A 7,026-nucleotide genomic window follows, 5' to 3' on the forward strand; every position below is an offset into this window, starting at 1 on the left:
GGCTCATGGTCAAATCCGCAGCCTGATCCTGTCTACCCGCAAGGGCGCACTCCAATCGGGGGGCAACTTTGCGGGCCGTTTGACATTCATTGCTGCCTTCGAGCGTAATCATGAAGCCAGCGCGAGCGACATCCTGGACGATGATGAGGTTGGGCAGGTCATCTTCGCATTGGTCAATCGCAATGGCGGTCGTTGGCAGGGCACGGCCAGCGACCTGCTCGTCGAGGTCGGCCTCCATTTGCAGGAGAAGGGGCACTCCCGCCATTCCGGGGTGCCGCGGCAGCCTCGCTCGCTCTCAGAGCACGTCACCCGACTGACCCCCGACTTGCGAAAGAGGGGCATCACGGTCTCGAGGATGCGCGTCGGCGCGGAAAGCGCGAAGCAGATCACTTTCGAGCGCATTTAGACTCTGTATCGCCGTCGCATGAACGCACGCCGTGCGATCCGGTGAAAGGGATTAATGGCAGGCTGGTTCGCTTCGATTGAGTTCCAGCTCCGCGAGCAGGCCGCGCCAGCCGATACTCGGCTTCTCGGCGTCTTCCAGCAAAGTCCTAACGAATTCCCGATGGGCTGTCCTTGCGACCGGTGCGCCCGGAGACCGCGACGGTATGGACATCGATGGGACCTCGGCAGGTTGGGGAAAAGCTGTCTATTCTCAGCACTTTCGAACACCAAAGGGAGCCACCAAGCGGTCGCGTCGGTCGCACGGTCGCACTCGATCCCGATCCGAGAAAGCGAGAGTGCTGGCTACCGAAAATCCCGTGCTTTCACCTTGATCGTATTCAGGTGCAGGTCGCAGATGTAGATGTCGCCGGTCCTCGAATCCTCCATCGCCCGTTCGACCCGTGCGAAGGACGCAAGTGTCGAACCCTCTGCGCGATGGCTCGGCGATCCTGCCCATTGACCTCGCGACATGTCATTGTCGGTTTCGGCTCCTCCAGACGGTCGTCGATTGACAAAGCGATATGGACCTTTCCGTGCGGTACCCGAAGCGTGCGGTATTTGGGTGCATTGGCGACGAATTGTTGCGGGACGAGAGAGAGCGACAGCGTCGGTTTCGGCCCAATCGTGACGGCTACTCTTCCGCCTGGATGTACCACTCACATGCATAGGCGGCTGACGAGGCGCCAGCTTAAGCCTGGCGCCGCGCAATCAACGAGCCTTTCGGATGGCTCGAATCTGGGAACATTGATACGAGAGGCCCCATCTCGGTCATGACACGTGGGTTGATACCGACGTGATAAGGCCGAGATGCCCGAAATATTTTCATCTGATACTCGTAGTGCGCTGTCAGCGTTCCGGCCCGCCCCTGCGGCGGTTCGCGCTGCCCTGGACGGCGCGACGGACGCCCGTCGGGGGCCCCTCGGGCGTGAGGGCATTCCGCTGGCGATTGCGATGGATTCGCATTCGGGCGTGTTGAGCGTAAGCTTTCTCGGACATGGCTTTCTGACGGATTGCCCGCTCCCGGAAGAAGCTGCGTGTCTCGTCCTGAACTTCTCGGGCCATCTCGACGCGCTCCAGCATCGCAGCCTGATCGGTGATGGCGCGCAAGCGCCTGGCGCTATGGAAGGTCGGGATCGCGGCCACTGCGATACCTGCGACTACGAGTGCAGGCATCAGGCCTGCGCCGGTGGCGAGGACGCCGGCCGCGACGAGGTAGAAGGCGGCCTTGCGAGTCTCGGGGCCTGCGAACAGCCCGGCGGCGATGAAAGCGCGATTGACCCGCGCTCGCCGGATGCGATCGCGCTGCCGGTACCGGTCGCGAACCTGCTTCTGACGGACTCGCAGGTCGTCACGCTCCAAGGTCGACAGGCGGGTGTCGAGACGGGCTCGCCCCTTCTTGGCTTTGGCGGCCTCCTCGCGCTCGCCATCGGCTTCCATCTCGGCAACCATCCGGTCGAATTCGAAGAGTACGGCGTCGGCGCTACGCGGAAGTGCGTCCTTCCGCAAGTTGGCGGTCGTCTCGGCCAGTGGGGGCAGTTCGCCGAAGTTCGCGCCGATGGCAACCTCGCGAAACCGTGGCCCGTTGCCGTGCAGCGCCAGGCGATTGAGATGGCGGGTGAGGCTGGTCGACTTCAGCGTCTCGACATCAACGAGCATGACGATGGGTACGCCGGCGATACGCTGATCACCTGCCGCGAGGCAGAATCCCATAGCATCGAGTTCGAGGCGAAGCCGGGACATATCATTCCCGGACAGACGCCAGGCCTGCCGGAGTCGTTCGTCAAGCAGCACCTGATCAACGCCAAGTCGATCGTTCTGCCGGGTCTCGGCTTTGGACGTCCGCCGGCCTTTTTCCGCCACCGGGCCCTGTGCCGCGATCTCGGCCAGGTCGGCGAGCCCGCGCTGGCGCAGGAGTTCGGCCGTCCGCTCCACGCGGGTGCTCGGCTGGATTTTCTCGCCGAGTTCTATCTCGAACCGGCGGGCGAGCATTTCATCTCGGTCGCCGGACCGATTGAACCGCAGCGCCCTACCGGTGGCCTCCGATACCATCGAGTAGACCACGTGATAATGCCGCGCACGCTCGCCTTTCTCGTGCTCGACCAGCAGTCGAGCGCTGCCGTCGGGGATGCCGTACTCTTTCTCGATCGTTCGAAGCATGGTCTCCAGCTCATCCGTGCTGAGCATTCGCTCCGGCGATATGACGATATGCACGACCTCGCGCTTCATGCGAGTGACGCGGTGGGCGGGCGCCGCCAGCATGCGCAGGGCCAGCGTGACGTCGTGCGGGACATCCCGGCTGAGGTCATGGCGGACGATGACCCGTTCGTTCGAGCCTCGACCGGCATCCATGAGATGGCGACCGAGACCGCCCAGTCTCCTCGGGATGCTCTCGAGATACATCAAGCGTCATCCTCAATGCGCAGCAGGTCGAGGATGCACGAGATCAGCGCCTCCAGTGAGGCCCGCATCAGCGCGACGTCCGCCGCGATCTGCGCGGCGCCAGGGTTGGCGTTCGCGGCTCGCGCAATCTGGTTGAGGTTCCGGCCCTGTGCCTTGAGCTCCTCCAGGATGGCGTGGAGCTGGACGGTGTTCGCCGCAGCGCGCCGAACCTTCGGTGCCCGCATCTGCGAATCCACGGCCTTCAGCACCAACGCTCGGACCCAGATGCCGACCGGCATGCCGGCGACCTCGGCCACGGTCGTCAGCTTGGTGTGCGTGGGCTCATCGACCCTGAACGCGACCAAGTGGGGAAAGCGGTTCTTCTCGCTCATCTCGATCTCCGATCTCGGCGAAGCCGGCGCCGAAGGGCGCACCCGGCTTTGCTGGGTTGGGGGTTCCACAGGGGGCAGGGCCCCCTTGGCAAGAAAACCGTGTTGCTGGTTTCCAGTTAACACGGGCCGGACTTGCCTAATCAAAGATCAAATCAGGTCATATTCCAAGCTATATTATTCGTATCAGTGTCGTTCCAGCGAAAATATCGCGAGAATATTAGTATATATTTCTGATACAGCTCAAATACGTATCTTTAATCAATCTGTATATCAAAAATACATTTCGACTTACTTCTCAGAATTTGCAATCGATCGTTGCAGGAGCGTGCGATGAAGACTGCGAAAGCCAAGGGCAGGAAGGTCACGGATCGGCGTTCGGCCGAGGAGATCCAGCGTGCCTTCTCCGCGCGCGCCGAGGAGGTCGCCGCCGATCACGTCGTCAGGCCGCGTTACGGCTGGGAGGTCGTCGCAATCAACGTCCAGACGATCGATAAGCTCAGGCTGCTCGAAAAGGACTGGGGCGAGATTGCCGACGAACTTCGGCAGGCATCCGGTTTCCCCGACCTCGCCGCGAATTCTGTCCGCGTCAACCGGTCTCGCCTTGGGACGGGGTTCTACGACGACAAACTCGGCGCGCTCGGACTTTGCAGGGTCAACGACCGGATCGAGCCCATCCGTCCTGCAAACCCGCAATCTGAGGGTCCCAACAACGTTTCTGAAGCGACGCCCACGAGAGAGCCGACGGGCCCGACAGTCGGTACGGGAAGTGTCGGTGGCCAGAGCCAGGCATCGCTTTCAAGCCCCGCGGTCCTGGATGCCGCTCACGAGACGCCAGCCGTCGGCCAGGCCTTGAGGGCAGGGGTGAGGGATCATCGCGAGGCGCTGCCCGCGGCAGCACCGGCGGCCCCGCCAGTCGATCCGGCCAGCGCGGGCGACGACGCTGAAAACGATATCGATGCCGGTGCCTCAGCACCGCGCAACCCGGATGTCGGCGGATCTCCGCCGACATCGCGCGCTTCTTCTGGCGCGCGGTTTCAGCTCAAAACGCAACCGAAATAGGAGTTTACGATGTCCAACGATCGTCGCGCCGACTCGACCAGGGCGGCGGCCCTCGGGAGCACCACGCTGAGCGGACCGCCCGGGGAGGCTGAGTCCGTGTTCATGTTCTACTCCGGCAAGGGCGGGGTCGGTAAGAGCACCGAGGCCGCAAATCTGAACCACCATTTCCGCCGGCTCGGCAAGATGCCGACCCTGGTCGACGGCGATTTCGTCGTTCAGGATTATATCCTCGCGCATCACGAGGAGCAGGAATGTCACGGCCTGCGGATGTCGGAGGAGGAGGGGTACACAGCCCTCGCCGACGTGATCACGGAAGCCGAGCCGACGTCGCCGATCATCGTGTCCTGTCCGGGAGCCCAGGTCGAAGTCTTCAACGACCATGTCCAGACGATCCTGTTCGCCGCGCGTAGCGTCGGGCGCAAGGTCTTTGTGCTCTCGCCGCTCGACCTACACGTCAACTCCTACGACCATGTGCCCGATCTGGAGACGGCCGCGCAGGGCGCCGAGATCTACCTACTCCGGCCGCGCTGGTTCGGCCGCCCCGACCAGTTCCGCCAGCTCAACCAGTCCGAGTTGGGCAGGCGGTATCTGGCCGCGGGGCGCGTCATCGATGTGCCGCTGCTGCCGGAGGCTCTGTCGCGCGCGTTCAAGGACGACCATCATTCGCTGAGCTGGATCGAGCAGCACGGTTCCGGCGGGGAGCGCGCCTCGCTCGAAGGGTGGCGGGAGAAGTCGCGTCTCGCCTATGCCCGGTTCCTGGGCTGATCGTCATGGACAGGGCTTCACTCGATGGCGCCGCGCGAGAGCTTCTCGGGCGGCCCCTCACGGACGATGAGGCTGCCTTCATCGCGAATGCGTGCACGACCATGCGTTTGGGCCAGGGCGATGTCCTGCTCAGCCTTCTGATCGTGTACGCGTCGCTGATGACCTTCCTCGGCCGCACGATCGCTGCAGTGGAAGTGTCGCGTTCGCCCTCGGCGTGGCTCGCCCGCCATCGCGGTCTGGTGATCGCGCTTTTCCTCGCGGTGTTGGCCCTGGCGGCGGGCGCCTTCGCGCTTGGCCAGGCCAGCGTGCCCGAGCCGGCCCAACGCGATATCGCGAAGGTCCTGCATTGGGCCTTCTCTGAAGAGGGAGCGCGGGCGCGGCGCATGTCCGATAGCGGCGTTCTCAAGCTCCTTGAGGACTGTTCGATACCTGGATGGCGGATGGAGGCCGATGTGTGCAGGCCGGGGCCTGACCCCTCGACCGGTGCCATCTGGGGCATCCGCACGCTGATCAAGCCCTGAACTTCGCCATCGGGAGATCGCTCATGTTTTACAAGAATGCCATGCCGAAGGTTTCGGCGGAAAATGCGGTCCATGTGGATCCAGGGCGGCACCAGCTCGGCCACGGCGCCTCCGACCAGGCAGCCCCCGACGGGCAGCCTCGCCGCCACGCGCGCATTCCGGCCTGGCCGATTCTCATCATTCTCAGCATCGGCTGCTTCGGGTTGGGACACCTTCACGCCACGCTGCAGACGCTCCACAGCGACCGGCGCGCGCTGATCTGGGCTCTGTCCAGCGAGGGCGAGCGTGCCCGTCGCCTCGCTCCCAGCGGGCTGCTGCAGGCCGTCGAAGCCTGCACTGTCCCGAGCCAGTCCAGAACCAGCGCCTGCTGTTCCGCGCTGCCGGGCCTCGTCAACGGCGAGACCTGGGCCTTCTGCGCCAGCCCCATCCGCTAACCCCCATCATCAGGAAGGACGACGTCATGTTCGACAAAGCCATGTTCAAAGAGCAGTTCCCCGCCACCTGGCGCGCCGCCATGGCGTACAGGAGACAGCAGGGGCGCTGTGACCTCCCCGAGGGCCGCGCCATCGAACCCGTCGGCGTGGGGCCCGCCGCCATGCCGGGGACGCCCGGGCCGAACGCGATGGGCAGCGGGCGGTCGCTCCAGCTCGCCATCACCGCTTGTGATGGCGACGCCATCGTCATCCGGATCGCCCGCGACGGCGATGGCTTTACCGCGATCGTCGACCTGGATCGCCACCCGCTCCTGGACAGGGTCGAGGGAGAAGCGCGATGAGCGACGAGCCCGTCAAGGCGCTGACCGACGCCGACATCATGGTGGCGCTCGAGACGCCGAGCTGTCGCGCTGGAAAACGCGCACCTATGCGACTCTGGCGACCCATGCCGGCCGTCGCACCCTCCCTGTTCGCGGTCAGGAGTTTGGATCCTGGCTTCGACTCAAGTTCCGCGACGCGCAGGGGCGCAGCGCCCCGGCCGGCGCCGTCAAGGCCGCCATCACCACGCTGGAGGATCTCGCCAGCCTGGAGCCCGAGCACCGTCAGAAGCGGTCCGACGAGTGAACGCTGAATCTTACTTGCCGGCTTTGGCGAGTCCGGCGTCGAGCTCGGGCAGGACGGTGAAGAGGTCGCCGACCAGGCCGTAATCGGCGATCTGGAAGATCGGCGCTTCCTCGTCCTTGTTGATGGCGACGATGACTTTCGAGTCCTTTATGCCCGCGAGATGCTGGATCGCGCCGGAGATGCCGACGGCGATGTAGAGCTCGGGGGCGACGACCTTGCCGGTCTGGCCGACCTGCCAGTCGTTCGGGGCGTAGCCGGCATCGACCGCGGCGCGCGAGGCGCCCATGGCGGCGCCGAGCTTGTCGGCGACGGGCTCGATCACCTTGCCGAAGTTCTCGGCCGAGGCCAGCGCACGGCCGCCCGAGATGATGATCTTGGCCGAGGCCAGCTCCGGACGGTCGGACTTCG

At 64.4% G+C, this 7,026-nt stretch carries 9 protein-coding genes; 6 read left to right on the top strand and 3 right to left on the bottom strand.

The genetic code is table 11. The features are described from left to right. Positions 1-406: hypothetical protein (locus NUV79_RS24975; protein WP_257735780.1), on the top strand; the 406-nt coding region annotated here is incomplete at its 5' end. A gap of 884 nt (positions 407-1,290) precedes the next feature. On the opposite strand, the gene NUV79_RS24980 is transcribed toward NUV79_RS24975, so the two are convergent. Both NUV79_RS24980 and NUV79_RS24985 read right to left on the bottom strand, forming a co-directional pair. Continuing rightward, positions 1,291-2,844: a relaxase/mobilization nuclease domain-containing protein gene (locus NUV79_RS24980; RefSeq protein WP_257735781.1), complete on the bottom strand. Its 1,554-nt coding sequence runs from the start codon at positions 2,842-2,844 to the stop codon at positions 1,291-1,293. Further along, positions 2,844-3,215, bottom strand: coding sequence for a plasmid mobilization protein (locus NUV79_RS24985; RefSeq protein ID WP_173048934.1), 372 nt, complete (start codon positions 3,213-3,215; stop codon positions 2,844-2,846). The genes NUV79_RS24980 and NUV79_RS24985 overlap by 1 nt, the downstream gene beginning before the upstream one ends. A gap of 330 nt (positions 3,216-3,545) precedes the next feature. Here NUV79_RS24985 and NUV79_RS24990 point away from each other — a divergent pair, with 330 nt between their 5' ends. The 5 genes from NUV79_RS24990 to NUV79_RS25010 are packed head-to-tail and all read left to right on the top strand — an operon-like array spanning position 3,546 to position 6,335. Then, positions 3,546-4,274: a hypothetical protein gene (locus NUV79_RS24990; RefSeq protein WP_257735782.1), complete on the top strand. Its 729-nt coding sequence runs from the start codon at positions 3,546-3,548 to the stop codon at positions 4,272-4,274. Positions 4,275-4,283: 9 nt separating this feature from the next. After that, the gene (locus NUV79_RS24995; RefSeq protein WP_173048929.1) at positions 4,284-5,039 is read left to right on the top strand and encodes a P-loop NTPase; all 756 of its coding nucleotides are present in this window, start codon (positions 4,284-4,286) and stop codon (positions 5,037-5,039) included. A 5-nt stretch (positions 5,040-5,044) separates the two neighbouring features. Then, complete coding sequence (locus NUV79_RS25000; protein ID WP_257735783.1) at positions 5,045-5,560, top strand: hypothetical protein; 516 nt, start codon at positions 5,045-5,047, stop codon at positions 5,558-5,560. Between the two features lie 23 nt (positions 5,561-5,583). Further along, positions 5,584-5,994 carry a hypothetical protein gene (locus tag NUV79_RS25005; protein WP_257735784.1) on the top strand — a complete coding sequence of 137 codons (411 nt, stop codon included), beginning with the start codon at positions 5,584-5,586 and terminating at the stop codon, positions 5,992-5,994. A 26-nt stretch (positions 5,995-6,020) separates the two neighbouring features. Beyond that, on the top strand, positions 6,021-6,335 hold the full coding sequence (locus NUV79_RS25010; RefSeq protein WP_173048923.1) for a hypothetical protein: 315 nt from the start codon (positions 6,021-6,023) through the stop codon (positions 6,333-6,335). Positions 6,336-6,628: 293 nt separating this feature from the next. Here the strand turns inward: NUV79_RS25010 and NUV79_RS25015 are convergent. Further along, on the bottom strand, positions 6,629-7,026 hold a 398-nt coding region (locus NUV79_RS25015), incomplete at its 5' end, for an electron transfer flavoprotein subunit alpha/FixB family protein (protein ID WP_257735785.1).

The organism is Allobosea sp. 47.2.35 (genome assembly GCF_024655635.1).
In the GTDB taxonomy this organism is placed as follows: domain Bacteria; phylum Pseudomonadota; class Alphaproteobacteria; order Rhizobiales; family Beijerinckiaceae; genus Allobosea.

Bases quoted from the DNA above. Each gene is read 5' to 3' on its own strand.
- NUV79_RS24990 (WP_257735782.1), top strand. From the start codon at position 3,546: ATGAAGACTGCGAAAGCCAAGGGCAGGAAGGTCACGGATCGGCGTTCG.
- NUV79_RS25010 (WP_173048923.1), top strand. From the start codon at position 6,021: ATGTTCGACAAAGCCATGTTCAAAGAGCAGTTCCCCGCCACCTGGCGC.
- NUV79_RS24980 (WP_257735781.1), bottom strand. From the start codon at position 2,844: ATGTATCTCGAGAGCATCCCGAGGAGACTGGGCGGTCTCGGTCGCCAT.
- NUV79_RS25000 (WP_257735783.1), top strand. From the start codon at position 5,045: ATGGACAGGGCTTCACTCGATGGCGCCGCGCGAGAGCTTCTCGGGCGG.
- NUV79_RS25005 (WP_257735784.1), top strand. From the start codon at position 5,584: ATGTTTTACAAGAATGCCATGCCGAAGGTTTCGGCGGAAAATGCGGTC.
- NUV79_RS24995 (WP_173048929.1), top strand. From the start codon at position 4,284: ATGTCCAACGATCGTCGCGCCGACTCGACCAGGGCGGCGGCCCTCGGG.
- NUV79_RS24985 (WP_173048934.1), bottom strand. From the start codon at position 3,215: ATGAGCGAGAAGAACCGCTTTCCCCACTTGGTCGCGTTCAGGGTCGAT.